Source organism: Streptomyces lincolnensis (genome assembly GCF_021173675.1).
Classification (GTDB): domain Bacteria; phylum Actinomycetota; class Actinomycetes; order Streptomycetales; family Streptomycetaceae; genus Streptomyces; species Streptomyces lincolnensis_B.
In genome coordinates this window covers 16,870-42,680 of record NZ_JAIHON010000010.1, presented here as the reverse complement: position 1 = coordinate 42,680, position 25,811 = coordinate 16,870, and the positions used below count along the sequence as shown (strand labels likewise).

Sequence of the window (25,811 nt, the reverse complement as noted above, 5' to 3'; positions counted from 1 at the left end):
CCTGTTGTGCCCGGTTACGACGGCCGAGAGCATCAGTGTGAGCAGTCATCCCCATGCGACAGCGCTCCGCGTCCATGCCCGGACCGGGTGCGTGGGGCGCCGCCGGGATCGTCTGTGTCGTAGGGCACCCGCGTGGTGACCTCGACGGTCTTGACCGCCCAGTCCAGCGCGACGCTCGGTGCCAACTGGACATCGCGCTGCACCGCGAGCAGCCCGAGTCGGTCCAGGACTCCGGTGACGCCAGGCCTCATGCCACGGGTGGACGACGGGGGCGTATCCCGGAGCCGGGGCAACGCGAACGGGGCCGAGCTGAACGGCTCCTCCGCGACCAGCAGCACCAGCCAGTCAGTGCCGGAGGCACCCGGCTCGACCGGCCGGTCGGGAGGCAGGGACAGGGTGACGGCTGTTCCGTTGCCGGCCTCCGCCGTCCACTGCCCCGCCACGTACTCCCCGGGGAACAGATCGGCATGCATACGGTACCGGTCGGTCAGGTCGAGCAGGACACAGAACAGCTTGCGGTCCGTGGTGTTGCGGAGCCGGACGAAGGCCGACGGCGGTTCCCACGTCGTGCCCGTCCAGGTATAGGCGAAGTCGAGGTCTCGCACCGGTGGGGGCGTGCCGTCGCGCGGCGGGCGTGACCGACCCGGTAGTGCCGGGATCAGGTCGATCTTGATCGCCTCCTCCAGAGCCGGGGACGCGCTCTCCAGGTTGCGTACCTGCAGCCAGCGGGCGATGTGGTCCAGGTCGCGGACGGTCTGCTGGATGCCGCGGTGGTCGACGGGAACCGGGGACGCCAACGGCTTGTCGTCGAGGCTGGTGACCTGAATCATGCGGCTGTCGAGTGACTGGCGTACTCGTATCCCCAGCCGGGAAGCCGATTCGTCGGCGGCCGGGACGACGCGGATGTGCGGTGACGGCCCGCCGCCGGGACCGGCGGTCCGGACGGACTCGGTCAGGCGAAGGGCGACCTCCGGGTCCCCCTGGACCGTCACCGCGACGGGAGGGAGCGGTACGTCGGTCAGGACCATGTCGTACTGCTGGTCCTCGTCGGGTGCCCAGCCGATCGGGTCGACGACACTGCGTCGGGTGTGTACGTCGGCGACGTGAACCTCCCGAAGCGGCGCGCTGCGGTGCACCCCGAACCGTGAGTCGCCGACGACGCCGTGCACGGACCCCGCGTCGAGTTCCCACCGGCCCCGCAGGTACCGCATGGTGACCTGGGTCGTGCGGGGCCGCAGGGCCCCACCGAAGACCTCCTGGTCGGCGATGTCCCCGAGCGCTTCCAACTGGGGCGTCTGCCGCGGGAGGCGGCCCTCGACCCGGCACCGGGCGTGACTGAATACCTCGCGGTAGGTGGCTTCGCGCCCGAGTCCGGCCAGCGCGTGGCTGAGCGCCTCGGTGAACACACCGTGCCAACCATCGGGAAACGGCTGTTCGTTGGCCAGTCCCCATTCGTCGCACGCGGAGAATGCCACATGCCTGGGTAACTGTGCGCCGGGGACGGGGCCGGAGGGGTCCGTGGCGCGGGAGAGCAACTCGGGAAGCAGGTCCCGCAGTTCGGGCGGAGCCTCCAGCTCGGGTGCGGACCGCGGCGTCAGGTCGCGCGGCAGGCCGACGCGCATGGCGCTGCGGGAGTGGCACGCGTCCATGATCGTCACAAGGGTTGCGCCGCCGTCGACCACTTCATGGGCCAGAAGGGCGAGCTCCTTGTCGTACAGGTCCGGGACACCGGCGCGGCTGTCGTGGCACACGATCGTCTGGCACATGCCGGCGCTCTCGGCGTACCAGATCTCCTCCGGCAACGGTCCTGTCGAGCCGTGGCCGCTGTACCAGAACAGCGCGATGTCGCCGGCGCCGAGACCGCCGAGGTGGTTGCGGAACGCCTCGATGATCGCGGCCCTGGTGGCCTGCTCGTCGCAGCGCTTCTCGACGGCCAAGTCGGCCGGCGCGATCCGGTCGCGCAACAGTCGCTCGGCCAGTTCGATGTCGTTCACGCAGCCGCGCAGGTTCAGGTACGACAGCCTGTACGTGTCGATGCCGACCAGTAAGGCATGGACCTTGGGCATCGATGAAACTCCTGTCCGATACGGTACCGACGACTGGCCTCTCGGCCGTACGACGCCCGTTCGTTCGGTGTAGTGGCCTGCCTCGCCACTGACCGTTCCCGGAAGCCGGGCCGCACAGATTACATCCCCGGTGCACACCGTGACGATCCGGTCAGTTCTGTGCCGAGGGTCGCACGGAGCTGGGCAACAACGGCCTGATGAGCGACACAGTTCGTCTGAGATGAGGGTTGCGGGCGGAGATGACCCACCCTCACCGGCCGCTGAGCAGGGCGAAGCGCCAATCTCCCTCCCAGTGGCACCATGAACATGTGCAATCGCCTGTGCCACACGGATTCTGGTCCACATCGGACGTGGCCACCGAGGACGCCGGACGCTGGTCGGACGTCATTCGCGACATCCTCGTGGCATGTTCGAGCCGGCCGGCACAGGGCGAGGAGCCCTTCGTCGGCCGACTCGAACATGCCGCCCTGGACGGTATCGGGCTCTCCACGGTGGTGTCCGGGCCACAGCAGGTGGCGCGGACGAACCGGCTGATCGCCCGGGACCGCAAGGAGCTTCTCCTGGTCAACATCCAGACCGGAGGACAGTCCCTGGCCTGGCAGGACGGGCGGTCGGCCACGCTGCTGCCGGGGACCATGACCTTCCTGGACAGCACCCGCCCCTTCACGCTGGAGTTCTCCGGGGCCTTCTCCCAGGTCGTCGTCCAGATCCCGCGTACCCTGCTGCCCGGCCGATCGCTGGCCGGCGTGACGGCGCTGGAGCTGGACGATCACGGGCCCGGCCGGCTCGTCGCCGACTTCCTCCTCGGTCTTGGCCGACAGCAGCGAGACGACCCGGTGGTGGCCGCGGCGCTGCTGCCGCACGCGGTGGGCCTGTTGGAGTCCGTCCTCGACCTGACCACACGCGTCAGCGCGACGCAGACGTCCGCCGACGTCACCAGGCAGCGGATCCACCGATTCGTCCGGCAGAACATCCACGACCCCTCGCTGGACGCCACCGGCGTGGCGGCGGGCTGCGGCCTCTCACGGCGGACCCTGTACCGTGCGCTCGCAGTCGACGGGGAGACGCTCACCACGCTGATCCGGCGTCTGCGCGTGACACGTGCCCAGCGCCTCCTGCGCGACCGGCCCACGCTGCCCATGGCGGCGGTCGCCGCCCAGTCCGGCTTCGGCGATGCGGCTCAACTCCACCGGGCGTTCCGGGCGGTGGTGGACATGACTCCGGGTACATATCGGGCAGCGGCCACAGGCGGCGAGGCGTCCCCCACCGTGATCGGCAGGGGGGTGCGCTGAGGGCGGCGGCGGGATCGACCGGATCAAGATCACCGTCTGCCCGCTGGACGACGGCGTTCAAGTGCACTGCTCGGCTTCCGTGAACTACAGGAAGCCCTGACCTACCTCGATCGTTCCTGAGGGCCCGTCAGTTTGCTGGCGGGCCCCTTGTGGTGCGTCGAAGTACTCCTCGCCGAGTCCGCCTGGCCATGCCCTCAGGCTCGGGTCAGCGAGAACGGAAATCGCCAGGACGGCGGCGACGATGCCAAGAGCGACCAAGAGCGACAGTGTGACACCTCATCGGCATGACCTTGAAACAGTGCTGACGGACGCTCGTGGTGCACCTCCGGTCTCCACCGCAACTCACCCCCCACTGGGCCGGGTTCGACCGAATGACGCGCCACGGCCCTGCCCGGCCGTGGGCCGCGGGCGAGGAGGATTGAATGGCTTCAGAGGCATCTCGTCGCGACTTCCTGAGATCGGTAGGGATCGCGGGTGGCGCCGGAATGCTGTACTCGGCGATGGGGACCCTGGGTCTCGCACCGGTCCCGGACGCGAGGGCCGAGGAGTACCGTGCGCCCCGGAGCGGCGACTTCGCGCTCACCGGACGCAGTAGAAAGAAGGTCGTCATACTCGGCGGCGGCATAGCCGGCCTGGCGACGGCGTACGAGCTGGGCAAAGCGGGCTACGACTGCCGGATCCTGGAGGCGAAGGACCGTCCGGGCGGCCGCAACTGGACGGTCCGCGGCGGCACCACACTGACCGACCTGGACGGGCGCACCCAGACGGGCTCGTTCTCCGAAGGCCAGTACATGAACGCGGGCCCGGCCCGACTGCCGCAGTCCCACGTCACACTCGAGTACTGCCGCGAACTCGGCGTCCCCCTCCAGGTGTTCACCAACCAGAACGCCAACGCGTACATCTACCAGGAGAACAGCGCCGCCCTCGCGGGCAGGGCGATCCGCTGGCGCACGGCGAAGGCCGATGTCTACGGCTATGTCTCGGAGTTGCTCGCCAAGGCCACCGACCAAGGTGCCCTGGACACGCGGCTCACCGGCGCCGACAAGGAGCGGCTCATCGCCTTCCTGCAGAACTTCGGCGCCATCAAGGGCAAGGCCGACGGATTCGCCTACACCGGCAGCGACCGGCGCGGCTACTCGGTCGAGCCGGGTGCGGCCTTCGAGGAGGGCACGGTGCTCGGCCCGGTGCCTTCCCTGTCGGATGTCGTCGCGAGCGGCGTCGGGCAGCGGTTCTCCTTCGAGTTCGGCTACGACCAGGCCATGCTGATGTTCCAACCGGTGGGCGGGATGGACGCGATCCCGTACGCGCTGGCGAGGGCCGTCGGCCGGCACCGGATCACCTACGGCGCCAGGGCGACGGAGGTCAGGGACCTCCCGGACGGCGCCGAGGTCACATACAAGGACGCCGAGGGCCGCACCCGCACCCAGCGGGCCGACTTCGTCGTGGCGGCGGTCCCGCCCATGGTCATGGCCCGGATCAAGCACAACCTGGGGGCCGGGATCACCGCGGCGCTGAAGTACCCCGTCGCGAATCCCGTCGGCAAGGTCGGGCTCGAGTACCGCAGCCGCTGGTGGGAGACCGACGAGCACATCTACGGCGGCATCACGCCGACCGACATGGACCTGTCCACCATCTGGTACCCCTCGTACGGCTACCAGGGCCGCCGTGGCACGCTCATCGGCTACTACAACTTCGGCGCCAACGCCGTCGCCTACAGCGACCTGCCGCACGCCCAGCGGGTGGAGCGCGCGGTGAGCCAGGGCGTGAAGATCCACGGAGAGAAGTACCGCACCGAGCTCGACCACTCCTTCAGTGTGGCCTGGCACCGCACGCCCCATATCGAGGGCGGCTGGGTGAGCTGGCCGTCGCAGAGCGGCCCGGAGTACGCGCTGCTGAACAAGCCCGCGGGACATGTCTACTTCGCCGGCGACTGGCTCAGCCACGTCATCGCCTGGCAGCACGGCGCGTTCACCTCGGCCCGCAAGGTCGTCACCGACATTCACAAGAGGGTGATGGCCGGATGAAGCGGCCTTCGAAGGTTCTCACCGCCACGGTTCTGACCGGCGCGTTTCTCGCGGGTGGTACCGCGCTGGCCGACGCCCAGGGCTGGTGGCGGCCCGGCCCGAAGGAAGTACGGGTCATGCTCCCCGAAGGCCAGTCCAACCCCGCCATCGCGGGCGGCGTGGCGACCGGCGGGGAAGTGGCCCTGTACCAGAGCAGTGGGCTCGGGCCGTCCCCGCTCAACCCCGGCGCTCCGGCGGGCACGCCCGAGCACTACACCGATCCCTCCCTCACCGAGGGGGCCGAGGGTGTCACGGTCACCGAGGCGCAGGCGCTCGTCGTACTGCGCAACATCAAGGCCAACCTGGAGGCCGCGGGTGTGGCACCGGCCGATGTCATCACGATGAAGTGCTACCTGATGAAGCCGCCGGGCGCCGGCGTCGCCGACTACGCGGGCTGGAACCGCGCGTACCGGCAGTACTTCGCCAACGTCGACCTCAAGTCGCTGGAGGTCGTGCCGGTGCCCATGGGTACCTCGGCCCCCAAGCCGCCACTGCTCGCCAACAAGTCCCGTCCGGCGCGGGCGACCATGGAGGTCGCCTCCCTGGCCGTGCCGGGGTGGCTGGTCGAGGTCGAGGTGACGGCGGCCTACCGGAAGCGCTGATCCGAGCGATTCAGGCAGGCAACACCTGCGGGGCGGGGTCCGCGAGAGCGGGCCCCGCCCCGCATGCCGGCGATCGGTTCCTCGGGTGTGCCGGACTTGACGAGGAAGCCGACCTGCTTCGCCCGCAGGGCGCCTGTCGTCCGTGCGCCCGGGGCGGCGCCAAGGTCGGCCGGCCAGTCACGCGAGCGATGGCCACCGGTCGGCGGCCCACTCCAGCCATCCCGACCACCCGGGAGGCGGGCCTCCTCCCTCATGTCCATCGAGTTCCGCGGCGTCGGGCTCCTCGAACAGCGTCCTCCAGTGCAGGAGGTCCGTCTCGCTCATCACGAAGGTCTGATCGGGGGTGGTCGCCCGGCGATGGGCGATCCGAGCGCGTTGGGTCTCATGGTCCACCGGCACGTACACGAGTTGGCAGGACGCGCCCACGGACACCACCAGCCAGCGGATCGCGGACCTCTCGTCACGAGACCAGCAGCCGAAGTCCAGGACGACGTTCGTGCCCAGTTTCAGCGTCTCCAGAGCCAGCCAGAGCAGCCGTCCTTCCAGCACAGCACGTTTCCCGGCCGGCTGCGGATCGCCGAACAGCGGGAGCATCCACTCATCCGGGGTCAGCCGCAGCGCGTTGTGCTCCTCGGCCAACTGTCGGGCTCTCGTGGTCTTTCCGGCCCCGGGCAGGCCAACCGTCAGGAACAACGCCGTCACGCCCAGATGTTGTCACGAAGGGCTTCCCCCGTGCCGCCGGTCGCGCTCGGTGACGCCTGCATGCGATGGGCCGCGAGGAGCCGGCGCAAGGCGTCGACACTCCGCGCCTCTTCGAGCAGCGTGTCGCGGGAACCCAAGTGGTGGGCGACCAGTCCGTGTGTGACACCGGCCTCGGCGGCGATGGCACGATAGATCAGTTTCCGCAGTCCGCCTCGGGCCACCACCCGGACCGCGGCCTCCAGGAGGGGCCCGCGCACTCCATCACGGCCGACCTGGACGCTGGGCCGATCATCGAGCAGGATGTCGTCCGCGTCGGTCATCGCCACACCGCTCGCGAGCTGGTCGCGATCGGCCGGGACGTCGAACGGGTCGTGCTGGCCCGGGCGGTGCGGCTGCACGCGGAGGACGGCGTCGTCCTCACCGGCTCCCGTACCGTCGTCTTCGCCTGACGAACCCACCGAGAGGCTCCTACGACATGACCACCGCGACGCTGCTCGACGGGAAGGCCGCGGCAGCCGAGACCAAGCGTGAACTCGCCGAGCGGGTAGAAGTGCTGAAGAGCCGGGGCATCACTCCCGGCCTGGGCACCATCCTCGTCGGCGACGACCCCGCCAGCCACTCCTACGTCCGCGGCAAGCACCGCGACTGCGCCCAGGTCGGCATCGCGTCGATCCGGAGGGAGCTGCCCGGCACGGCGACCCAGGCCGATGTCGAGGCCGCCGTACTGGAGCTCAACGCCGACCCGGCCTGCACCGGCTTCATCGTCCAGCTGCCGCTGCCGGCCCACATCGACACCCACGCCGTGCTGGAGCTCATCGACCCGGCCAAGGACGCCGACGGTCTCCATCCCACCAGTCTGGGCCGTCTCGTGCTGGGCATGCCGGGGCCGCTGCCCTGCACCCCGCGCGCCATCATCGATCTGCTCAGGCGCAACGGCGTGGCCATCACCGGACAGCAGTTCTGCGTCATCGGCTGCGGGCTCACCGTGGGCCGCCCGCTCGGCCTGATGCTCACCCGCAGCACCGAGCACGCCACGGTGACCCTGTGCCACGAGGCCACCCAGGACATCGCCGCCCACGCTCGCGCCGCCGACGTGGTCGTGGCCGCGGCCGGCGTGGCCCATCTGGTCAGGCCCGACTGGATCAAGCCGGGCGCCACCGTCCTGTCCGTGGGCATCACCCGGACCGTCGAGGGCATCCTCGGGGACGTCCACCCGGACGTCGACCAGGTCGCCGGCTCCCTCGCGCCGCCGGTCGGCGGAGTGGGGCCGATGACCCGCGCCATGCTGCTGACCAACGTCGTGGAGGCGGCGGAGCGCGGCTGACGTCGGCATGGCGGCCCGCGGCGACGAGGCGCCCGAAAACAGCACGACAAGACAGCCGGACGAGACAGCAGGATGACGACTCCGGCCGCGAGACAAGCGGCCGGAGCGCCCGGTCACCGTGGTGGGGCGGTTGGTCGACCGGGCGGACCGGCTCGTCGTGGGCGCTCGCTCTGTGACCGACCGTCGACGACCAGGTCGTAGGAGTGCTCGACCGCATCATGAATCAGCCGCTTCGTGATGCCCCGCCCGGGCCCCAGCGAGATCCAGTGTCGCTTGTCGAGGTAGCGGCCCGGGGTGATCGAGGCGTAGCCGCGCTCCAGTGCCCGCGCGTGCTCGGGTTCGCACTTGACCGTGATGATCTGTTCGTCCGGGTCGTCGGTGACGATCAGGAACACCTTGCCCGCGACCTTGTACACGTCGAGCCCGGGAGTGAACGGGCGGCCGTGGCTGACATCGGGCAGGGCCAGGGCGGCCCGGCGGGCGGTGTCCTGGAGCCGGTCACCGGCCGCGCTCACCGGGCCGCCCGGGTGCCGCCGTAGGTGTACGGGTCGACGGGCCGCTCGGCCTTGGGCAGGCGGGCGACGACGAGCCGGTAGGAGTCGGTGACGAGTTCCCTGACGAGCTCCTTGTCGACGCCTGACCCACCCTCCAGGGTGATCCAGTGCTTCTTGTTCATGTGGTAGCCGGGGGTGATGTGGCTGTACTGCTCCCGCAGGGCATGGGCCTCGCCGGGGTCCGCCTTGAGGATCACGACGGGGCGCCCGGGGACCTCGGTCATCAGCATGAACACCTTGCCGCGCACCTTGAAGACCTCCCAGTCCGGGCCGAAGGGATGCTCCAGCAGGGCTCCGGGAAGTTCCTCCGCGCACTCGGCTGCGAACGTCTGCAGGGTCGGTCCGTTCATGAGTTCTTCCTTCCTCGGGGGGGGCGGGCAGGCGTCGGGCAAGGACGCGTACGGCGCCCCCCATTCTTTTCAGCAAGGCGCACAGGACAGGCGGTAAAATGCGGACACGTGATGGTCGACAAGCGACACTCCAGACGGCAGGCCACGGTTCCGCTGTACGGTTTCCAGCCCCCGGTCGGCACTCCGTACGGCCTTGAGGTCAGCACCGTCGAGGACTTCTTCGCCGAGCACGACGACTGGCCGTGGAATCCGCCCCGTCCGGGCCGCGCCACCTTCCACTACCTGATCCTCGTCACCGAGGGAAAGCTGCTCCACGACGTCGACCACGTCACGCGGACCGTCACCTGCGGCCAGTGGCTGTGGGTGCGTCCCGGACACGCGCAGTGCTGGCACCCGCCGGGCGACGCCCGCGGCTTGTTCATCCTGTTCGAGCCGGAGGTGCTGACGTCCGACGCCGCCCGCCTGCTGGCCCCGCTCACCGCGCACGACGCTCCTGCCGTTCTCGGCCCGCACCCCGACGACGGCGTCTGGCTGCAACAGACGGCGCTCCAACTCCTGGACGAACACCGCGCGCTGGGGCGCCGCCCCCTCGACATCCACCACGCCCTGCGGCGCAGCCTGCTCGAATCGCTGCTGCTGCGCCTCGTCAACTCCCCGGACGTCCCCTCCGACAGCGCGTCGGCGGGCGGCACGGGACGCGGGGACACGTACGCACGGTTCGTGGACGCCCTGGAGCTGCACTTCCGGGAGCTGCACCGGGCCGCGGACTACGCCGGACTGCTCGGCTGTTCGGTCCGCACCCTCAGCCGCGCGGCCCGGGACGTCACTGGCAAGGGGGTGCGTGAGGTCATCGACGAGCGACGGCTGCTCGAAGCCAGGCGCCTGCTGGGAAGCGCCGGTTGGGACGCCCGGGCCGTGGCCGCCCATCTCGGGTTCACCGATCCCGCGAACTTCGGCCGCTTCTTCCGTGGCCACACCGGTCTCACCCCGGCCGCCTTCACCGCCCGCGCAACCAGGACCGGCATGTGAGGCGGGCGCGGCACGATCCGGCATCCCCCTGGCCGTGCGTCACCTCGGATCCCGGTCAGGACGCGATCGCGCCTGTCGCGGCGGCCGGTGTCGAGCCGGCCGAACATCGCGGCCATGTCCTTGACCAACGGGTTGAAGCGGCCGGCGACGGCTCCTGCCGCGCGGATGACGACGGAGGGGACGCCCACACCTTGATCTTCTTTCGGCCCGGCCGGCCATCAGGTCGGCCATCTCGCGCACGCCGACCGGGCGGTCCCAGCCGATGTCGACGCGCTCGGCGTCGGCGGCCTCGGCATCGACGGCGGCCGCCAGGTACGCCGCGAGCTCGGATTGCCTACTCGTGCACCGTGATGGCCTGCAGCGGGCAGACCTCGGCGGCCTCGTGCAACTCCTCCGCGCTTGCCTCGTCCACGTCGGCCACGTAGACGTCGGTCGCCCGCGACCGCAGGGACAGGCGTCCCTCGTCGTCCAGCGCGAACAGGTCGGGGGCCGCGTACACGCACTGGCCGTGGTCCTGGCACCTCTTGAGGTCGACTTCGACCTGCATGACGGCTCCTGCCTCTCGGAGGGGGTCAGTGAAAGCGGACGGGGAGGTGGGTGATGGTGCGCAGGAACTCGGTGTGCGCGTAGGCGGGCTCGCCGGCCGGCTCGACACCGGAGAACCGGTTGACGATCGAGCTGAAGACGATGTCGGCCTCGGCGCGGGCCAGGACCTGGCCGGCGCAGCCGTGCATGCCGGAGCCGAAGGCCAGGTGCTGGCCGGCGGCTAGCGGGCGGGTGTGGTCGAAGGTGTCGGGGTCGGCGAACACCTCGGGGTCGCGGTTGGCGGAGGCGATGAGCAGGGCCAGCGGTTCTCCGGCCGGCACGGTGGTGTCGCCGACGACCGTGTCCTGCGTGGTCAGGCGCACCACCATGGACTCGGGCGTGTCGATCCGCAGGATCTCGTTGATGATGCCCGGCCGTGCCTCCGGCTCGTCCCGGTAGGCGGCGAACAGGTCGGGCCGGCGTGTCATCAGCCGGATGCCGTGGTTGATCAGGTGTTTGACGTCGAGGTGGCCCACGGCGAAGAACAGGAAGACGGTGTAGACGACCTCTTCCTCGGTCATCCTGCCCTCGTCCTGCGCGGCGATGAAGGCGTCGATCAGCCCCTCGCCGGGGTGGGCCCGCTTGTCGGCCACCAGCCGGCGGATGTGCTCGGCGAACCAGGCGAACGCCTCCGTGGTGGCGCGGGCCTCCTCGTCGTCGCCACCGGGGCCGAGGCTCAGCCCGATCTCGTAGGTCTTGCGTTGGACGGCGTCCATCTCGGTCGGCTCGATGCCGAAGATGTGACAGGTCGTCTCGAAGGTGCACTTCAGGGAGAGACCGCCGGCCGCGTCCAGGGTGCCGTCGCCCTTCTCGACCTCGTCGAGCACGGCCTCCACGCAGCCGCGCATCACCTTGGACCACTCCTCGACGGCCTTGGGCGTGAACCAGCGGTTGGTGATCCGCCGCAGCCGCGTGTGGTCGGGGGCGTCCTTGCCGAGCAGGGTGTGGTGGATCGGGGCGGCCGGCCCGAAGTCGAGCTGCTGCACGCTGAGGGTGGGGTTGCGGATCAGCCGGGCGACGTCCTGGTAGCGGGAGACGACGTACAGGCCGACCGGGTGCCGGTAGACGGGGTGCTCCCGGCGCAGCCGCGCGTAGTACGGGTACGGGTCCGCACGGAAGCCGGGGTCGCGGAAGGGCAGCAGGTCCTCGGGGACGGACGGGGGTCCGGCGGTGGTGACGGTCATGTCGTGGCACTCCTCGGGAGTGGAAGAGGGAGGACGACAGTGGTCCTGCACCACCGAGAATTATCCACTCGGATAATTTCGTCAACACTTCGCGCCGACGTAATCGACTCTTCGCGCCCCGGAAACGGATGAGTCCCCGACGCCGTGCGACGGGGACTCGTTCCTGACATGCCGTTACGGCGGGGACCACCACATGGGCGACTACTCCGCGCTGCCACGCTCCCGGCTCAGCAGTGACCGCAGCTCCTTCAGCGCGGCCTCGGTGACGTCCGGCTCGTCGAGGACCAACTGGTGCAGGACGAGACCCTCCAGAGCGGCGAAGACGAGCCGGGTCAGGGCCGGGCTGGTGCCCTCGGGCAGGCTGCGGGACAGCTCCCGCTCCGTGGCCTGGAAGTACTCGTCGTACAGCGCGCGGATCTGCGGCAGCAGTTCGGGCCTGCGCCGGGACTCGAGCATCAGCTCGTACTGGAACGTCTGCATGGCCGGCTCGCGGGTGACCATGTCCGCCAGTCCCGCCGCGAAGTCCGCGATGTCGCCCGTGCCGGGTTCCAGGGAGCTGGTACTCGCGCTGGTGCGCACGGCATGTTCGAGGGCCGCCTCGATCAGCGCGTCCCGCGAACCGAAGTGGTGCACCACGAGCCCGTGCGTGACACCCGCCTCCTCCGCGACGGCGCGATAGGTGAGCTTGCGCAGCCCTCCTCGGGCCACCACGCGCACGGCGGCGTTGAGCAGGGCCTCGCGGCCGGTCCCGTAGTCCACGCGCTTGCGGGGCCCGGCGGGGGGCTTCTGGGAGGAATCGCTCATGAACGCGACCCTACCCGCAGGTCGGGAACGGCAGACCGCCCCAGGGCGTCAGCGCCTGGGCGGGCGGATGCCGCGGAACTCCCAGTCGCCGCCGAGCGCGGTGGACAGCACCTCCTCCGACTCGGTGGGCTGGGCGCCGACGTCGGTGCGGACGGGGGTGGGCCCGGTGACGATGTGGTTGGTGAGCCGGCCGAGGCCCTCGACCTCCACCTCCACGACGTCACCCGGCTGTACGGGGCGGGAGTTGGCGGGGGTGCCGGACAGCAGGACGTCGCCCGGGTAGAGGGTGATGGTGCGGGCGATGTCGGCGACGAGATAGTGCATGTCCCACTTCATCTCGTCGGTCGAACCGTCCTGGACCACCTTTCCATTGACGTAGGTGCGCAGGCTCTTGCCGTTGAAGTTCCAGTCGGTGACCAGGCCGGGGCCGAGCGGGCACAGCGTGTCGGAGCCCTTGACCCGGAGCATGGAGCCGGCGTCGGTGTCGCGGAAGTCGTGCAGGCCGTAGTCGTTGGCGATGGTGTAGCCGGCGATGTACTCGCCCGCTTCGGCCGGGGAGATGTTGCGGGCGGTCCTGCCGATGACGATGGCGACCTCGCCCTCGTAGTTGAGCCACTTGCAGCCCTCGGGGCGGACGACGGCGCCCCGGTGGGAGTTGAGGGCCGAGGTCGGCTTGTGGAAGTAGGTGGGCGTGCCGGGGAGGTCGATGCGGAACTCGTCGACACGGCTGCGGTGGTTGAGATGGACCGCGATCACCTTGGAGGGGACGACCGGGGGCAGGTGCTGCGCTTCCCCGGTCTTGACGCGGCGGCCGTCGCCGGCGACGAGTTCGTCCCCGTCGACGGTGACCTGGACGGCGGCGCCGTCCAGGAGGATGCGGCGGTACTCAGGCATGGGCGGTCTCCGGGGAGGTCGTGGTCGGGCTGCCGGTCCAGCCGCCCTCGGGGCGGTCGAACCACAGGTGCACCTGGCCGGTGCCGATCGAGTTCTCGTACGCGCCGTACTGACGGGCCCTGGCGACGCAGCGCCGCTCCCCCAGGGCGCCGGCCATCATCAGGTAGTGGAAGAACTTCGCCTCGGGCTTGTGCTTCCAGAACGCGTCCATGGTGTCGAGGACCTGGTCGTGACGGCCCTGCTGGAACCAGGCGATGCGTTCGACGTCCGCCGCGCGGGCCTCGGGCGTGAAGATGTGCACCGGGTCGCTGGCCTCGTGGTCGCGCAGTTCGCGCAGCGGCCAGAAGGTGTGCGAGAGGGCGCCGGAGGCGATCAGCAGCACGCGCCTTCCCGGGGTGGCGGCGATGCCGTCCGCCAGGGCGCGGCCGAGCCGCAGGTGGTCCTCCATGTCGCCGGTCTGGCAGACCCCGATGGTCATCCACCGCTTGTCGGGCAGTCCCTCGCCGAGGAACTTCCACAGGTTGAGGGTGGCGTAGTAGATCGGCAGGTACTCGTCGTCGATCGCGGTGATCCAGGTGCCGTGCTTGTCGGCGAACTTCTCGATGTTCTGGGCCAGTTCGGGATCTCCGGGGAAGTCGTACGGCATCCGGCACATGCCGCGCGGCAGTTCCTCGGAGGTGAACAGTCCGGCGCGGCGCGCCTGCGCGGTGACGACGAACTCGACGGTGGTCGCCCAGTGCGAGTCGAGGACCACGACGGTGTCGTATTCGTTGGCGGCATCGCGTTCGAAGACGTCCCTGCGGAGTTGCTGGAGGCCCGTGACGAGGGTGATCTCCTTGCCTTCGTTGAGCTCCAGCCGGTCGGCCTCGGGCAGCACGATGGTGGGGACGTGGGCGAGGAGGCCCGCCCCGACGATCTCACCCATGGTTGGTCCATCCGTTCGGTGCGGTCACGGTGTTCCTCAGGTCGCAGTAGAAGTCGAAGCTCCAGGTGCCGCCCTCGCGGCCCACGCCGGAGAGGCGGGAGCCGCCGAAGGGCGCCCGAAGGTCCCGTACGAAGAAGCAGTTGACCCAGACTGTGCCCGCGACCAGGCGTGCGGTGACGCGTTCGGCGCGTTCGGGGTCGCCGGTGGCGAGGGTGGCGGCGAGCCCGAAGCGGGTGTCGTTGGCGAGCCGGACGGCCTCCTCCTCGTCGGTGAAGGTCTGCAGCGTCAGGACCGGCCCGAAGACCTCCTCCTGGACGATCTCGGAGTCCTGGGCGACATCGGTGAGCAGGGTCGGCGCGTAGTACTGGCCGTCCTTGCGGTGGCCGCCGATGACGGCACGGGCCCCGGCCGCCACGGCCCGCCGCACGAACCCGTCGATCTTCTCCAGCTGGCGGGGGTGGATGGTGGGCCCGATGTCGGTGGCCTCGGCTCGCGGATCGCCCTGCTTCAGTGCGCTCGCCTTCTCGGCGAACCGGCGTGTGAACTCCTCGGCGACCGTCTCCTCGACCAGCAGCCGGGTGCCCGCCAGGCACACCTGCCCGGCGTTGTCGTACTGCTCCACGGCGAGGTCGACGGCCAGGTCCAGGTCGGCGTCGGCGAACACCAACAGCGGTGATTTGCCGCCCAGTTCGAGGCTCAGGGGGGTGAGGTTCGCGGCGGCCGACTCCGCGATGCGCTGGGCCGTGGGCACCGAGCCGGTGAAGCTGATCCGGCGCACGTCGGGGTGGGAGGTGAGCGCGTCGCCGATTTCGGCGCCGTAGCCCTGGACGACGTTGAGGACACCTGCCGGGAGCCCGGCCTCGGCGGCGATGTCGGCCAGCAGGGAGGCGGTCAGCGGCGACCACTCGGCGGGCTTGAGGACGACCGTGTTGCCCGCGGCCAGCGCCGGCGCCACCTTCCAGGTGGCCAGCATGAGCGGGGCGTTCCACGGGGTGATCAGGACGCAGGGGCCGGCCGGGTCCCAGCTGACGTGGTTGGTGTGACCGCGCGTCTCGAAGTCCTCGTGCTCCAGCTTCAGCAGCCAGTCCGCGAAGAAGCGGAAGTTGTGCGCGACGCGCGGCATGACACCGCGCCGGTGCGAGCGCAGCAGCGCCCCGTTGTCGGTGGTCTCCACGATCGCCAGTTCTTCGAGCCGCTTCTCGACCCCGTCGGCGATGGCGTGCAGGATGCGGGCGCGTTCCGTGCGGGAGGTGGCGGCCCAGGCGGGGAACGCGGCCTGCGCGGCGGCCACGGCGGCGGCCGCCTCTCCGGCCGTGCCCCGGGAGATCTCGCCGATCGTGCCGCCGTCGATGGGTGAGACGTCCGGGAAGGTCTGTGGCGAGGCGACGCGTTCGCCGCCGATCCAGTGCCGGGTGTCGACGGCGACCCCGGCCACGGTGAGGGTGTGTGCGCTCATGCTGTATTCCTCCGGCATGCTGTGTTCCTCCGGTCTCGCGAGGGGGCGGGGTCTACTCGGCGCGGGAGGCGCCAGAGGTGCCGGATTCCAGCAGTCGGCCGCCGTCCCAGACGACGCCGACCTGGCGGTAGTAGGCGGCGATCGGCTCGCGGATCTCCAGGCGGGCCAGTTCCTCGGTGGGTGCCTCGAACAGCTCCAGTTCGGCGTCGCCGCGCCAGGCCGGTCCCGCCTCGAAGGACGCGGCGCCCGACTCGACCAGCTCGTCGAGAGCGAGGCCCTTGCCCTTCTCGATGGAGGGCAGCCAGCGGTGGTGGGCCATCGGGTGGGCGTTGACGAAGCCGTTCGTCTCCGACGGCTCGCGCAGGGTGACCACGGTGTGGGCCAGGCGCCGGTCGGCGGCGGCGAGCGTGGCCCCGAAACGGGCCCCCGCCTCGATGCGCGGCGCGGGGCCGTACGGGTGCGGGCGGGTCTGGTGGATCGAGCCGAGCTTCTTCGGGTAGCCCTGGTGCAGGCCGCGCGCGATGGCGAAGTCCTTGTCGACCCAGATGTAGACGCAGCGCGAGTAGGTCTGCCCCCGGTACCTGCAGCGGACGACCGCGAACGCCTCCTTGTACTGGGAGAGCACGGGATCGAGCAGCTCCGCGCCGGATGCCGAGCAGGACTGCCAGTCCGCCCAGATCAGCGCCACCGCGCCCGGGTCCTCGTCGGCGAGCTGAAGTGGCTCGGGAAGCAGTTCACGCACGCGTGCCGGGTCGGTGCGGTACTCGACGGTGAGCAGGTCCCCGGAGTACCGCCAGGGCGGTGAGGGAATCAGCGACGAGGCTCCGCTCGCCGTCTTGGGGGAGAGGAATCCACGGACGGTGGTCATGATCAGCGAGGTCCTTAGGCGGTGGGAGCGGGCTGCTTGAGCAGTTCGGCGCGGTAACGGGAGGCGGCGGCCGCCGCGGCCTGCCCGCCCAGGGCGACGACACCCGTCAGCCGACCACCGGCGTGGTAGCCGACGACGACGTCACCGTCGAGGTCGCCCTCCAGTACGCGTACGTCCTCCTTGCCGAGCACCGGTGCCCCGAAGGACTGCAGGCGGAAGTCGTGCTGGTCGCTCCAGAAGGTGGGCAGCGGCGCGAACGGGGACAGGGCGTGGCCGGTGCCGGTCAGCCGGGCGACGAGGGTCTTCGCGGCGTGCTTGGCGGTGTCCGTGGGGATGCACCAGTGCTCCACCCGGCGCGGTACGCCGTCGTAGCGGGCGTTGGGGAAACGGGCCACGTCACCGACGACCACCACGTCGGGCCGGCCGCCGACGCGCAGGTGCTCGTCGGTGAGCACGCCGTCGCTCAGATCGAGGCCGTTGCCGTCCAGCCACTCGGTGTTGGCGGCCGAGCCGACCGACTCGACCACCACGTCGGCGGGCAGGACGGTGCCGTCGCCGAGGGCGACGCCGGTGACATGGTCGTCGCCGGTGAAGCCGGTCACGCCGGTGCCGAGGGCGAAGCGCACGCCGCGTTCTTCGTGGCGCGTCAACAGGGCCTCGGCGAGGAGCTCGCCCAGCGCGCCGATCATGGGCAGGGGCAGTGGGTCGACCACGGTCACCTCGCGGGCGCCCAGAGCGACGGCGGTGGCGGCGACCTCGCAGCCGATGAAGCCGCCTCCGACGACGACCACCCGGGTTCCGGGCCTGGTCAGGGCCTGCCGCAGGCCCTGCGCGTCGTCAATCGTGCGGACCGTGTGCCGGCCCGCGAGGGGGCCGGGGCAGCGCAGGCGCCGGGGCCGCATTCCGGTGGCGACGACCAGACCGTCGTACGAGAGCGCCTCACCGTCGTCGAACTCGACGATGTGCTCCGCGAGCCGCGCGGCGACGACCTTGGTGCCCAGCCGCCACTGCGCGTCGGCCACGCTCGCCCGCGGGCGGAAGGCGAGGGAGTCGAAGGCGGCCTCGCCGGCCAGGACCTCCTTCGACAGGGGCGGCCGGTTGTAGGGCATGTGCGGCTCGGCGCCGACGAGGGTGATGGCTCCGGTCCAGCCGGCGGCCCGCAGTTGCTCGGCCGCGCGCAGGCCGGCCATGGAGGCGCCGGCCACGACGATGCGTGCGCTCCTCGACGTCATGGTCAGGCCTCGATGCGGATGGCCTGGAGCGGACAGACGTCGGCGGCTTCCTCGACCTCTTCGCGCAGCGCGTCGTCGGGGTCGGAGACGTAGGCCAGGTGGCCGCCGTCGTCCAGGGAGAAGACATCGGGGGCGGCGAAGACGCACTGGCCGTGGTCCTGGCACTTGTTCATGTCGACGACGACCTTCATGGCCGGTCCTCCTGGAGTTCGTTTGGCTTCAAACAACATAAGAAGCCGCCCGCCCCTGGTCAATACCTATCCATGCGGATACTTTTTCTCCACTTCCCTCTTGCGGAGCGCTCGCGGCGCCCATACCGTTTGGCACCAAACAAATAGGCTCCGTGCCCTCACGAGCACCGGCCCTCCGACTTCCTCCGACTCCTTCGTCACCCACACCCAAGCGCCCGAGGAGACATCGGTGAGCGCAGCTCCAACCCCCAGCCTCCGTCAGCACATGCAGCGGCTAGCCGCCGAGGGCATCGACGTGGTGCGCGTGACCTATCCCGACCTCATCGGCACCGACCGCGCACGCGACGTCCTGCTGGACCACCTGCCGTCGGCCTGCGAGCACGGCCTGGCCTTCTGCCGGGCCGTCTACCACACCAGCCCCCAGGGCGACGTGATCCCCGTCGCCGGCGGTCTCGACGCCGGGCTGCCCGACATCACCGTCCGACCCGACCTGGACAGCCTGGTCCCCCTGCCCTGGGAACCCGGGGTCGCCTCCTGCCTCGCCGAGGTCACCGATCCGGCCACCGGCCTGACCGTGGCCGAGTCACCCCGCGATCTGCTGCGCGCCGTCCTCGACCGGTGCGCCGGACACGGACTGCGTCCGGTGGTCGGCCCCGAACTCGAGTACTTCCTCTGCGAGGAGGACCCGGCCTCCCCCAGCGGCTGGAAGCGCTACTCCGGCACCACCGGCGTCGTCTACACGGCCGGTCTGCGCGCCGACGGCGACAACCACCTGCTGCGCACACTGCGCCTGCTGCGGGACATGAACATCGGCGTGACCAGCGGCAACCACGAGTTCGACGGCGGCCAGTTCGAGATCAACCTCACCCACTCCGACGCCCGGTCCGCCGCGGACCGCGCCTTCCGCTTCAAGTCCGCGATCAAGGAGCTGGCCCGGAAGGAGGGGAAACTCGCCACCTTCATGGCCAAGCCGTTCAACGACGCCGGCGGCTCCGGCTTCCACCTCCACCTGTCCTGCGACACCGACGAGGGCCGCAACGCCTTCGACGATCCCGCCGGGCCGTACGGGCTGTCCGCCACCGCCCGGCACGCCGTCGCCGGCGTCCTCGCCCACGCCCCGGCCCTGACCGCGCTGGCCAACCCGGCCGTGAACTCCTACAAGCGTTTCGGCCCGGACACCCTCGCCCCCTGGCTCATCGACTGGGGCCTGGACAACCGCAGCGCCATGGTCCGCATCCCGCCCGAGCGCGGCTCCGGCGCCCGGTTCGAACTGCGCCTCGGCGACGCCGGCGCCAACCCCTATCTGCTGATCGCGGGCACCATCGCCGCCGCGCTGCTCGGGGTGCTGGCCGGTGCCGAACCCCCCGCCCCGCTGGAGGGGTACGGCTACGACACCGCCAGGGCGTCCGTGCTGCCCATGAGCCTGCCGGCCGCGCTGGACGCCCTGGAGGCGGACACGGAACTGACCGACGTCCTCGGCAAGGACTTCACCGCCTCGTTCCTCTCCTACAAGCGCGACGAGACCGAACGCTTCCAACGGCACGTCACCGACTGGGAGTTCACCGAATACGCCTACCACCTGTGACACACCGGGAGCCACCGATGACCACTGTTGTGCCGGCCGCCGCCGAACCGATGCCGCTCGCCGACGTCGACCTCGCCGATCTCGACAACTTCACCGACGGGATCACCCCCTGGCGCATGTTCCACACCCTGCGCCACCAGGACCCGGTGCACTGGCAGCCCGAGGAGGCCCCCAACTCCGGTTTCTGGGCCGTGACCCGGCACGCGGACATCGCGCGCGTCGACCGCGACGTGGAGACCTTCACCTCGACGCGATTCGTCAACCTCGAAGAGGTCGACGACGACCAGATCAAGACGCGCGCCTCCATCCTCGAACTGGACGGCGTCCGCCACCGCGCGCTGCGCAGCCTGCTCCAGCGCCAGTTCGGCGCGAGCGTCATCAACAGCTACGCCGACTTCCTGCGCGGGCTGACCGCCACCACGCTGGACGCGGCCCTGGCCAAGGGGACCTTCGACTTCGTCAAGGAGGTCTCCGCCGACTTCCCCATCAACGTCCTCGCCCGCCTCCTCGACGTGCCCCCGGAGGACAACCAGCAGCTCATCGACTGGGGCAACCGCATCATCGGCAACACCGACCCCGACTACGCCGACGTCCTGCTGGACAGCGCGGAGAGCGAGCAGTACCGGCACCTGCCCTTCCGCTCCCCCGCCTCGCTGGAGGTCTTCGAGTACGGCCGTGAGCTGGCCCGGCAGCGGCGCGGTGGCGACGGCACGGACCTGGTGTCGAAGCTGGTGAACACCGTCCCGAGGGACGGTGTGCCGCTCTCGCCGCAGGACTTCGACAACTACTTCCTGCTCCTGGTCGTGGCCGGCAACGAGACCACCCGCCACACCATCACCCATTCCATGCTGGCCCTCCTCCAGCACCCCGACCAGCTGGCCCGCCTCCAGGACGACCCGTCCCTGATCCCGGCGGCGGTGGAGGAGTTCCTGCGCTGGGCCTCCCCCGTCTACCACTTCCGCCGCACCGCGACCCGCGACGTCGAACTCGGCGGCAAGCACATCAGGCAGGGCGACAAGGTCGTCATGTGGTACGCCTCCGGCAACCGCGACGAGGCGGCCTTCGGCAACCCCTACGACTTCGACGTCACCCGCGCCGACAACGACCACGTCACCTTCGGCAAGGGCAGCCCCCACCTGTGCCTGGGCAACCTGCTCGCCCGCACCGAGATCCGCATCATGTTCGAGGAGCTCATCCCGAGGATCGCGGACATCCGTCTGACCGGCGAAGTCCCGCGTGTCCGCTCCAACTTCGTCAACGGCATCAAGAAGCTGCCGGTCGAGGTCATCCCAGCCTGACCGCATGTCTTGGCGGTCCGGTGGCCGCGGCCGCCGAGACGCCCCGCTCACGCCTGCTGCCCAGACACACTCCTCCCGAGGATCGCGACGATGACCACTCCCCGCATGCAACTCGTCCTGAGCGAGAACTGGACCATGACCGGCGGCCGCGCGGATCTGCCGACCGTCATCCGCTGGGCCCGCGAGGCCGAGGACGCCGGATTCGACTCCGTCATGGTCAGCGAGCACATCGTGCTCGGTCCCGACGCGGGCGCGGGCGGCGTGATGGGCAACCCCCGCGACTACGCCCTGCCCGGCAACCAGGACCCCCGCACGCCGTGGCCCAACTCGCTGATGCTGCTCAGCGCGATCGCCGCTGTCACCGATCGCGTGGGGCTCGCCGCGTCGGCGGTCATCGCTCCCCTGCGGCACCCCCTGCTCCTGGCCCGTGAGCTCGGCACCCTCGACCTTCTCTCCGAGGGCCGGCTGACCGTGCTGCCCAACGTCAGCTGGAGCCGGGACGAGTACGCGGCACTCGGCGTCCCGTTCTCCCGGCGCGGCCAGCTCCTCGACGAACACCTGGAGATCTGGGCCAAGTTGTGGGGCCCCTCCCCGGTGTCTCACGACAGCGAGCACTACACCTTCCAGGACGTCTACTTCGAGCCCAAGGCACACCGCCCGGACGGCCCCCGACTGTGCTTCGGTGGCGCGGGCATGCACGACGCGATGGTCCGCAGGATCGTCCGGTACGGCCACGCCTTCAACCCGCTGGGCAAGGTCACGCCCGAGGACATGCAGACCCTGAAGACCGCGATGGCCGCCGCGGGCCGCGACTTCACCGACCTGGAGATGATCGGCAGCACCCGCGCCGTGTTCCCCGACGACACCTCCTGCGCCGACCTCGCACAGGCCCTCGAACCCATCCCCGAGCAACTGGCCCAGGGCTTCACCACCTTCTGCGTCAAGCCCTCGCAGTTCACCGACGACCCGAACGGCGTGGGCGCGTTCTGCCGCGAGGTGATGCGCCGGGTGGAGTCCCTGACGGCTTGAGGGTGTCGGCCGAGGCCGATGTCCTGTGCCGGTTTTCGTCGGCGCCCCGCTGTTGGAAGGCCACGAGGAAAGGGCAGTCTCCAGGCGGCAGCGACGGGGGCACCGCTGGGGCGTGTGCCACCAGCGTCCCTGAAGTCCGACGGCGCTGTGCTACTCGGCGTCAGCCGCTGTCAGGTGATCGCCCATCCCGGCTTCGATCGCCGGAATCGCGGAGCCACTGGGCGAACAGTGCCGCCGCGTCAGCGGTCACATCGATGCGGCTGATGTGCGCGTAGTCCGGAGCGGGCATGGCGGCGGTTCCCGTCACGAAGACGTCGGGCGCCACCTCGATCTCGAAGTCCCGCTGGTCGCTGCGCCCGGTGTACGTGGCCACCGTGCGCCGGGTCCGGATCCTGCTCGCGGCCGGGCTGAACACCGACCTGATCCGGGAGGTGCTGCCCTGCATGACCGACGACGGAGCCATCCTGGCGCCGACCTGCGAGGAAATGGCCCAGGACCTCACTCATGAACGCGAGCGCCTGAGCCGCTCCATCGAACAGCTCCAAGCCGCCCACGCCATGCTCAGTTCGATCATCCACGCAGGCGAAGCGCTCACCACCGGGGGCGGACGCAGCGGATAGGGACGCGAGTTCCGCACACGAGGGCATCCGAGCGCGTGATCGTCACGCCCCAGGCGCATCACCGCTGAGCCCAGCCGACGCCGACCCCTTCCAGCGGCGCCGCAGCACGCGGCGGGCGCTCGCTACAACTGCGGGAGCACCTCACCGGCGATGAGCTCCAGATGGTCGAGGTCATCGAAGTCGATCAGCCGCAGATGGATACGGCTCGTGCCGATCGCGGCGAACTCGCCGAGCCGCTCCACGAGTTGGGCCGGGGATCCGACCACCGCGTCCTCGGGCGGCAGCGCGCTCTTGGCGCGGAGAGGGGCGGCCCGCCGTTGTGCCTCGGCGTCCGTGCGGCCGATGGCGGCGACGACGCCGGCCGAGAGCACCAGTGGCGGCCGGCCGGCGTCGGCCCGTCCGGTCCGGTCGCACGCTTCGGCGACCCGCCGGTACGCCCGGGCGGTCTCCGCCACCGACTTGAAGGGCATGTTGAACTCGTCGGCGTACCGGGCCGCCAGCTCTGGAGTGCGCTTGGGCCCACGGCCCCCCACGATGATCGGCGGCCCCGGCACCTGTACGGGCTTCGGCAGGGCGGGCGCGTCGACGAGCCGGTAGTGGTCGCCGCGGTGGCTGAAGCTCTCGCCGACCGGCGTCCGCCACAGGCCGGTGATCACCGCCAACTGCTCCTCCAGCCGGTCGAAGCGCTCCGGGGCGGGCGGGAACGGGATGCCGTACGAGACGTGTTCGCGTTCGTACCACCCCGCGCCGAGGCCCAGCTCGACCCGTCCCCCGCTCATCCGGTCGACCTGCGCCACCATGACGGCGAGCGGTCCCGGCAGCCGGAAGGTGGCCGAGGTGACCAGGGTGCCCAGCCGGATCGTGGAGGTCTCCCGGGCGAGCGCGGCGAGGGTCAGCCAGGCGTCGGTGGGGCCGGGCAGGCCGGGATCGGCGCCCATCGCCTGGTAGTGGTCGGCCCGGAAGAAGCCCTCGAATCCGCCGGCCTCGACGAGTTGTGCGAAGCGCCGCTGGTCCTCGTAGTCGGCGCCGCGGTGCGGCTCGGTGAAGACGCAGATCCGCAGGCTCATCGCCCCTCCGTTTCGACCGTCGTGGAGATGTCCCGTTCCATCAGCAGCTCGTGCAAGTCGGCGCTGCACCGGGCCACTTCGTCCAGGTGCGCGGTGCGGCCCAGCGTCCTCGGCCGGGGTATGGCGATGTCGACGATCCTGCGGATCCGGCCCGGGCGCGGGGTGAGCACCACCACCCGGTCGGCGAGCAGCACGGCCTCGTCTATCGAGTGCGTGACGAAGACGACGGTGGACGAGTTCTCCAGGTGGATGCGCTGCAACTCCACCGCGAGGTCCGCGCGGGTCAGCGCGTCGAGTGCGGAGAACGGCTCGTCCATGAGCAGCACCCGCGGCTCGCCCATCAGCGACCGGCACAGCGCGACACGCTGCTGCATGCCGCCGGAGAGCTCGTGCGGCCGGTGCTTCTCGAAGCCGGTCAGTCCGGCCGTCTCCAGCAGCCGGTACGCCCGCTCGCGGTGCTTCGCCTTGTTCCAGCCGAAGATCTCCACGGGCAGCAGGACGTTGTCGAGGACGGACCGCCAGGGCAGCAGTGCCGGCCGCTGGAACAGCATGGCGACATCCCGCCGGGCTCCGGTGACCCGCTCACCGCCGACCGTGATCTCGCCCTCGGTGACCGGCAGGAGACCGGCGATCAGCCGGAGCAGCGTGGACTTGCCGCACCCGGACCGGCCCACCACCGCCACGAACTCGCCGTCGGCGATGTGCAGGCCGATGTCCTGGAGCGCCACCGTCGAACCGGACCGGCCGGTGAAGCTCCGGGACACACCGGTGAGTCTGATCATCCGGCGGTCTCCCCATCCCCTGGCGATCGGCATGCCGGCCGGGTCCTGACGCCCGATCAGGCTACCCGCAGCAGACCGATCGGCGGTACCTGCCGTCCTGTCGGCTCACGCCCCCACGCCCCACACCTGGCCCACGACTGCCCGTGGCTCGTACGCTGTTGCCCGCACCAAGTGGCATGCCCTCGGCAGATCCGTGCCGCCGTTCCGTCTCGTCCGTCTCGACGCCCCTCCGCCGGCGCGTTCGGCGGTCGGAAAGGACAACACTGTGCGCATGATCAGCTTCGCCCGTACGGTCGCCACGGTGGCCCTGACCACAGCGCTGGCGCTGGTGGCGGGGTGCGGCGGCTCGGATTCCGACGCGGATGCCGGTGGGGACGGCAAGGCACTGAAGAAGGTGACCTACCTGACCTCCTTCGGCAGCTTCGGCCGGGACGCGTACGCCTGGGTCGCCAAGGACAAGGGGTTCTTCGAAGAGGCCGGCTTCGACGTGAGGATCAGGCCGGGCCAGGGCACCGGCGGGGTGATTCCGGCCGTCGTCAGTGGTCAGGCGCAGTTCGGCCCCATCGACCTGACCGGCGGTCTGCTCCACATGGGCAACGGTCAGGCGAAGGACTTCGTCGCGGTGGCCGCCATCCAGCAGCGCACCATGGCCGCGATCGCCACCACCGAGGGCAACGGCATCGCCACACCGAAGGACCTGGAGGGCAAACGGCTCGCCGACACGCCCGGCTCCGTCGTGCGCAACCTCTTCCCGACGTACGCCCGGCTGGCGGGCGTGGACGCCTCCAAGGTGACCTGGGTCAACGGCGAGGCACAGACCTTGATGGGCACGCTGGCCGGCGGCTCGGTGGACGGTATCGGCCAGTTCGTGGTGGGCAGGCCGACCGTCGAGGCGGTGACGAAGAAGAAGGCCGTACTGCTGCCGTACAGCGACGTGATACCCGACCTGTACGGAAACGTACTGATCACGACGACGAAGCTCGCCGAGCAGGATCCGGAGATGGTGCGGCGGTTCACCGCCGCGCTGCTCAAGGGCTTGGAGTACAGCCTCGCCCACTCGAAGGAGGCCGCCGAGATCCTGAAGCGGAACGTGGATGCCACGAATCCGGCCGCCGCGGCGGCCGAGTTGGACTTGATGGCCGCGTACGTCACGCCGAAGGACGGTTCCGGCACGGCGATCGGAACGCTGGACTCCGGGCGGGTGGCGAGGAGCATCGGGATTCTGGAGGACGCGGGCGCGCTGCCGAAGGGAATGACCCCTGAGCGGATCATCGACTTCGACCTGGTGCCGAAGGCCTGACCGGGCCAC

General features: G+C 70.5%; 26 protein-coding genes and 1 pseudogene. 11 read left to right on the top strand and 16 right to left on the bottom strand.

Translation table 11 applies throughout. The annotated features are described in order from the left end of the window. Positions 1-32: 32 nt before the first annotated feature. Positions 33-2,066: a caspase family protein gene (locus K4B79_RS29190; protein ID WP_232029973.1), complete on the bottom strand. Its 2,034-nt coding sequence runs from the start codon at positions 2,064-2,066 to the stop codon at positions 33-35. Positions 2,067-2,416: 350 nt separating this feature from the next. On the opposite strand from K4B79_RS29190, the gene K4B79_RS29185 reads away from it, so the two are divergent. The 3 genes from K4B79_RS29185 to K4B79_RS29175 all read left to right on the top strand — a co-directional run bounded on the left by K4B79_RS29185 (position 2,417) and on the right by K4B79_RS29175 (position 6,023). Continuing rightward, positions 2,417-3,358, top strand: a complete 942-nt coding sequence (locus K4B79_RS29185) for an AraC-like ligand-binding domain-containing protein (RefSeq protein WP_232029971.1) — start codon at positions 2,417-2,419, stop codon at positions 3,356-3,358. 422 nt (positions 3,359-3,780) lie between these two features. Next, positions 3,781-5,382, top strand: a complete 1,602-nt coding sequence (locus tag K4B79_RS29180; protein WP_232029969.1) for a flavin monoamine oxidase family protein — start codon at positions 3,781-3,783, stop codon at positions 5,380-5,382. Further along, positions 5,379-6,023 carry a Rid family hydrolase gene (locus tag K4B79_RS29175; protein WP_232029967.1) on the top strand — a complete coding sequence of 215 codons (645 nt, stop codon included), beginning with the start codon at positions 5,379-5,381 and terminating at the stop codon, positions 6,021-6,023. The genes K4B79_RS29180 and K4B79_RS29175 overlap by 4 nt, the downstream gene beginning before the upstream one ends. A 177-nt stretch (positions 6,024-6,200) precedes the next feature. Here K4B79_RS29175 and K4B79_RS29170 read toward each other — a convergent pair whose 3' ends face one another. Next, positions 6,201-6,725: an AAA family ATPase gene (locus tag K4B79_RS29170; protein WP_232029964.1), complete on the bottom strand. Its 525-nt coding sequence runs from the start codon at positions 6,723-6,725 to the stop codon at positions 6,201-6,203. Beyond that, positions 6,722-7,045: a TetR family transcriptional regulator gene (locus K4B79_RS29165; protein WP_374208527.1), complete on the bottom strand. Its 324-nt coding sequence runs from the start codon at positions 7,043-7,045 to the stop codon at positions 6,722-6,724. The genes K4B79_RS29170 and K4B79_RS29165 overlap by 4 nt, the downstream gene beginning before the upstream one ends. On the opposite strand from K4B79_RS29165, the pseudogene purU reads away from it, so the two are divergent. Then, positions 6,977-7,174 (top strand): annotated as a pseudogene (purU, locus tag K4B79_RS29160) (formyltetrahydrofolate deformylase); the annotation flags it as partial. The gene K4B79_RS29165 and the pseudogene purU sit on opposite strands and share 69 nt — an antisense overlap. 26 nt (positions 7,175-7,200) lie before the next feature. Then, positions 7,201-8,049 (top strand): bifunctional methylenetetrahydrofolate dehydrogenase/methenyltetrahydrofolate cyclohydrolase, encoded by an 849-nt coding sequence (locus tag K4B79_RS29155; RefSeq protein ID WP_232029963.1) that lies wholly within the window; start codon positions 7,201-7,203, stop codon positions 8,047-8,049. Between the two features lie 113 nt (positions 8,050-8,162). On the opposite strand, the gene K4B79_RS29150 is transcribed toward K4B79_RS29155, so the two are convergent. After that, positions 8,163-8,564 carry an MmcQ/YjbR family DNA-binding protein gene (locus K4B79_RS29150; RefSeq protein WP_232029961.1) on the bottom strand — a complete coding sequence of 134 codons (402 nt, stop codon included), beginning with the start codon at positions 8,562-8,564 and terminating at the stop codon, positions 8,163-8,165. Then, positions 8,561-8,953, bottom strand: a complete 393-nt coding sequence (locus K4B79_RS29145; protein WP_232029960.1) for an MmcQ/YjbR family DNA-binding protein — start codon at positions 8,951-8,953, stop codon at positions 8,561-8,563. Before K4B79_RS29145 ends, K4B79_RS29150 begins: the two co-directional genes overlap by 4 nt. 108 nt (positions 8,954-9,061) lie before the next feature. On the opposite strand from K4B79_RS29145, the gene K4B79_RS29140 reads away from it, so the two are divergent. Next, positions 9,062-9,982 (top strand): helix-turn-helix domain-containing protein, encoded by a 921-nt coding sequence (locus tag K4B79_RS29140; protein ID WP_374208522.1) that lies wholly within the window; start codon positions 9,062-9,064, stop codon positions 9,980-9,982. Positions 9,983-10,316: 334 nt separating this feature from the next. Here the strand turns inward: K4B79_RS29140 and K4B79_RS29135 are convergent, their stop codons facing one another. The 9 genes from K4B79_RS29135 to K4B79_RS29095 all read right to left on the bottom strand — a co-directional run bounded on the left by K4B79_RS29135 (position 10,317) and on the right by K4B79_RS29095 (position 18,121). Further along, positions 10,317-10,529, bottom strand: a complete 213-nt coding sequence (locus K4B79_RS29135) for a ferredoxin (RefSeq protein ID WP_232029956.1) — start codon at positions 10,527-10,529, stop codon at positions 10,317-10,319. Positions 10,530-10,554: 25 nt separating this feature from the next. Continuing rightward, on the bottom strand, positions 10,555-11,751 hold the full coding sequence (locus K4B79_RS29130; protein WP_232029954.1) for a cytochrome P450: 1,197 nt from the start codon (positions 11,749-11,751) through the stop codon (positions 10,555-10,557). A 201-nt stretch (positions 11,752-11,952) separates the two neighbouring features. After that, the gene (locus K4B79_RS29125) at positions 11,953-12,555 is read right to left on the bottom strand and encodes a TetR/AcrR family transcriptional regulator (RefSeq protein WP_232029952.1); all 603 of its coding nucleotides are present in this window, start codon (positions 12,553-12,555) and stop codon (positions 11,953-11,955) included. A gap of 48 nt (positions 12,556-12,603) precedes the next feature. After that, positions 12,604-13,449: a fumarylacetoacetate hydrolase family protein gene (locus tag K4B79_RS29120; protein WP_232029950.1), complete on the bottom strand. Its 846-nt coding sequence runs from the start codon at positions 13,447-13,449 to the stop codon at positions 12,604-12,606. Beyond that, entirely contained in the window at positions 13,442-14,374 is a 933-nt protein-coding gene (locus K4B79_RS29115) for a 3,4-dihydroxyphenylacetate 2,3-dioxygenase (protein ID WP_232029947.1), read from the bottom strand. The genes K4B79_RS29120 and K4B79_RS29115 overlap by 8 nt, the downstream gene beginning before the upstream one ends. Beyond that, positions 14,367-15,830: an aldehyde dehydrogenase gene (locus tag K4B79_RS29110; RefSeq protein WP_232029946.1), complete on the bottom strand. Its 1,464-nt coding sequence runs from the start codon at positions 15,828-15,830 to the stop codon at positions 14,367-14,369. Before K4B79_RS29110 ends, K4B79_RS29115 begins: the two co-directional genes overlap by 8 nt. A gap of 52 nt (positions 15,831-15,882) precedes the next feature. Beyond that, entirely contained in the window at positions 15,883-16,698 is an 816-nt protein-coding gene (locus K4B79_RS29105; RefSeq protein WP_232029944.1) for an acetoacetate decarboxylase family protein, read from the bottom strand. A 14-nt stretch (positions 16,699-16,712) separates the two neighbouring features. Next, a complete protein-coding gene (locus K4B79_RS29100) occupies positions 16,713-17,930 on the bottom strand; it encodes an NAD(P)/FAD-dependent oxidoreductase (protein ID WP_232029942.1) in 1,218 nt (405 codons plus the stop codon). A gap of 2 nt (positions 17,931-17,932) precedes the next feature. Further along, positions 17,933-18,121, bottom strand: coding sequence for a ferredoxin (locus K4B79_RS29095; RefSeq protein WP_232029940.1), 189 nt, complete (start codon positions 18,119-18,121; stop codon positions 17,933-17,935). Positions 18,122-18,386: 265 nt separating this feature from the next. On the opposite strand from K4B79_RS29095, the gene K4B79_RS29090 reads away from it, so the two are divergent. The 4 genes from K4B79_RS29090 (at position 18,387) to K4B79_RS29075 (ending at position 22,653) form a co-directional block, all read left to right on the top strand. Continuing rightward, on the top strand, positions 18,387-19,706 hold the full coding sequence (locus tag K4B79_RS29090) for a glutamine synthetase family protein (protein ID WP_269464115.1): 1,320 nt from the start codon (positions 18,387-18,389) through the stop codon (positions 19,704-19,706). A 17-nt stretch (positions 19,707-19,723) separates the two neighbouring features. After that, on the top strand, positions 19,724-21,004 hold the full coding sequence (locus K4B79_RS29085; RefSeq protein WP_232029936.1) for a cytochrome P450: 1,281 nt from the start codon (positions 19,724-19,726) through the stop codon (positions 21,002-21,004). 90 nt (positions 21,005-21,094) lie between these two features. Then, positions 21,095-22,033, top strand: a complete 939-nt coding sequence (locus K4B79_RS29080) for a TIGR03619 family F420-dependent LLM class oxidoreductase (protein WP_232029934.1) — start codon at positions 21,095-21,097, stop codon at positions 22,031-22,033. Between the two features lie 287 nt (positions 22,034-22,320). Continuing rightward, positions 22,321-22,653 (top strand): hypothetical protein, encoded by a 333-nt coding sequence (locus K4B79_RS29075; RefSeq protein ID WP_232029932.1) that lies wholly within the window; start codon positions 22,321-22,323, stop codon positions 22,651-22,653. A gap of 122 nt (positions 22,654-22,775) precedes the next feature. Here K4B79_RS29075 and K4B79_RS29070 read toward each other — a convergent pair whose 3' ends face one another. Further along, entirely contained in the window at positions 22,776-23,720 is a 945-nt protein-coding gene (locus tag K4B79_RS29070) for an LLM class F420-dependent oxidoreductase (protein WP_232029931.1), read from the bottom strand. Continuing rightward, a complete protein-coding gene (locus K4B79_RS29065) occupies positions 23,717-24,502 on the bottom strand; it encodes an ABC transporter ATP-binding protein (protein ID WP_232029929.1) in 786 nt (261 codons plus the stop codon). The genes K4B79_RS29070 and K4B79_RS29065 overlap by 4 nt, the downstream gene beginning before the upstream one ends. Positions 24,503-24,773: 271 nt before the next feature. On the opposite strand from K4B79_RS29065, the gene K4B79_RS29060 reads away from it, so the two are divergent. Continuing rightward, positions 24,774-25,802, top strand: a complete 1,029-nt coding sequence (locus K4B79_RS29060) for an ABC transporter substrate-binding protein (RefSeq protein ID WP_232029917.1) — start codon at positions 24,774-24,776, stop codon at positions 25,800-25,802. Positions 25,803-25,811: the final 9 nt, after the last annotated feature.